The sequence below is a fragment of the Nitratidesulfovibrio oxamicus genome (genome assembly GCF_015731765.1).
Classification (GTDB): domain Bacteria; phylum Desulfobacterota; class Desulfovibrionia; order Desulfovibrionales; family Desulfovibrionaceae; genus Cupidesulfovibrio; species Cupidesulfovibrio oxamicus.
Genome location: NZ_VRYY01000371.1, coordinates 1 through 2,564 on the forward strand (window position 1 = coordinate 1; position 2,564 = coordinate 2,564).

At 67.4% G+C, this 2,564-nt stretch carries 3 protein-coding genes and 1 pseudogene; all 4 read right to left on the reverse strand.

Going from position 1 to position 2,564, the window contains the following annotated elements:
- Nucleotides 1-328, reverse strand: a pseudogene (locus FVW20_RS12325) (Tim44 domain-containing protein); the annotation flags it as partial.
- 227 nt (nt 329-555) lie between these two features.
- Nucleotides 556-954, reverse strand: a complete 399-nt coding sequence (locus FVW20_RS12330; RefSeq protein WP_196609849.1) for a response regulator — start codon at nt 952-954, stop codon at nt 556-558.
- Nucleotides 955-1,215: 261 nt separating this feature from the next.
- Nucleotides 1,216-2,004 carry a DUF4198 domain-containing protein gene (locus FVW20_RS12335; protein WP_196609850.1) on the reverse strand — a complete coding sequence of 263 codons (789 nt, stop codon included), beginning with the start codon at nt 2,002-2,004 and terminating at the stop codon, nt 1,216-1,218.
- Between the two features lie 185 nt (nt 2,005-2,189).
- A complete protein-coding gene (locus tag FVW20_RS12340) occupies nt 2,190-2,384 on the reverse strand; it encodes a hypothetical protein (RefSeq protein ID WP_196609851.1) in 195 nt (64 codons plus the stop codon).
- Nucleotides 2,385-2,564: the final 180 nt, after the last annotated feature.

Here is a 2,564-nt window from a genome sequence, read left to right on the forward strand (position 1 = left end):
CGCCGAATCCGCCGCCGAACAGCAGCGAGCCGATCAGGCTGCCCGCCAGCATGCCGCCCAGGATGCCGCCGAACCCGCCGAAGCGGGAGCGCGGGGCCTGCTGCGGCGTGGCGGGTCCGGGCTGCTGGGTCTGCTGCTGCCGGTTCAGGTTGGGCCCTGCGGGCGAGGAAGGCGAAGGCTGGCTGGGGGTAAAGCTGCGCTGGTAACTGGGGCTGCCGCCGAAAGACCTGCCCCCGCCGAGGCGCTTGGCGTCGGCAAGGTCGGTCATGCTCAGGCAAAAGGCCACGGCCACGGCCAGGCAACAGGCAAGAATCCGGGTACGGATCATGGGTACTCCCGATGGTTGCGTGCGGTTGGTCGAAGTCGGGGTAGACTGGCGGGCTGTGCCCACCGCCATACCGCATCGGTTGCGGCCCGCATGGTATCGGGCCGGCGCAACGACGTGGGTGTCGGTGCGGCGTCGGTCCACCATCGAAACGGCGGCATGCGACGGGGCGGCGCTGCGGCTCCGGGCCGGGAGCGCCGGGCAGATGCGGGAAAAATCCCGGAAAAATCCTAGCGGATGACGCCAAGCCCCTTCAGCATCTGCACGAACAACTGGCGGTCGATGGGCTTGGGCACATACGATGTGGCCCCGCCCTTGTAGTAGGCCTCCACCACGTTGCGCGGGTCGTCGAGGGCGGTGGTCATGACCACGGGCACCTCGTCGGCGGGGGCCACCCCGCGCTCGCGCTCCATGGCGCGGATGCGCCGCAGGGCCTCCTGGCCGTCCATCTCGGGCAGCATGATGTCCAGACAGACAAGATCATACGGCTGCTGTGCATTCACCGCCGCCGCGAATGCCTCCACCGCCTCGACACCGCTGACGGCTATGTCGCAGGTTCCGTAAGGCGACAGGATGGTTTGCAGGTACTTGCGGCTGGTAAAGTCGTCCTCGACGATGAGCACGCGCATGGAAGGCCTCCGGACCGGTTCTGACGCCGACCGACGCGCCGTGAAGGCGTTCCGGTGGCGTTCGGGCAATCATAAGGCTTCGCTCGTGGAATGCAAGCCGTCAATGGGTAACCAATCATGCGCCCTACCCACTGCATGGCCTACGCAATGCGTCTTTGCCGCGCAGTTGCGCCAGCCTGCCGATGCGGCAACGCCCGGCCCCGGCACAAGCCGGAACCGGGCGGACAGTACGGCGTCGCTGGCGGGCGTGCCCGCCGCGCGCTATTTTGCGGGCTTGAAGGCGTCGAAGCGGGTCCAGAGCACCGCGCCGATTTCCACGTCCTTCATGGTGCCATCAGGCCCCTTGACCTGCTCGGGCGCGGTGGTCAGCGCGGCAAAGCCCCACCACCCCGCCAGCGGGCAGGCCACGGTGAACACGCCGTTGGCGTCGGTCTTGACCACCTGGGTCACGTGGAACTCGGTGGGCGCGGCATACTTGCCCTGGGCGTTGTAATACTCCACTTCCACATCCACGCCGGGGGCGGGCTTGCCGTCCAGCATGGCCACGCCGGTGAACACGCCGCCCGCGTAATTGCCGAAGGGGCGGGTAAGGGGAATGATCTCGAACTTCAGCCCTGCCGGGGTGTCCCAGCCATCCTCGTTGCCGAAGGCGGGCACCACCACCTTGGTCAGGTGCTGGATGTAGCAGTCTTCTTCCGGCTCCCAGTACAGCTTGGGTTCCATGGCGAACATGTACACGCCGGGCTTGGGGAAGGTGAAATCGGTCTTCCAGGCGGCCTTGCCCATGACCTTGGCTTCCTTCAGCGAGGCCAGCAGGTCGGTGCGCTCGGTCTTGTCGCCGTCCACCCGTACCACGCCGAAGGACTGGGGGCGCTCCAGGTTCATGCCGTGCCCCTCGAAGGGGTGGGAGAACGACAGGGTGACGTTGGTGGTGCGCTTGGCGGCGGTGGCCACCGGGGCGTCGGGGATGATCATGCCGAAGTGGGCAAGGGCCGGGGCCGCCGTGACAAGCACCAGCGCCAGCGCGCCGACAAGCCTGCGAAGCTGCATGGGACACTCCTTTCCTGTTGATATGCGTGCAAGGATACGAAGCACAAAATATGCAATCCTTCGTTACACGAAAGGACATGTCGTGTCACCACATAAAGCGTGCAAGGGCCGGGGGTGCAGGCTGCCCGACCGCGCTCACGGCCCTTTCGTGCGGGGGGGGGGGCGTGGTCGGATGCGACAGGAAATCAGGCGAAACCGCCGTTCACCCGCACCACGTTGACGCAGTTGACCAACACGCAGGATCCGTCCCGTGCCAGACACTGCGCGATGGCCCGGCCTGTGCCGCGCGCACCGCCGATGGCGATGGCGTTTCTGGCTGTCGGTTCCGTTGAGGGTTCCTTGCGTTTGCCGCGCGCGGGCAGGTGCCGGAATGCGGACATGGGCCCACGGAGGCAGGGAATCAGGGGACCCTGGGTGGAGTGGTTGGGGAAAGGCCGAAAAGGCTCCCGGCGGCTATCCGCGCCGGTCGTGACGGGCGAAGTGGCCGTAATGGGCGAGGTGGCCGGGGCGGGCGGGCGTACGCGCCGCCACGGCGCAGTCCACGGCCACGGCACCGTGGC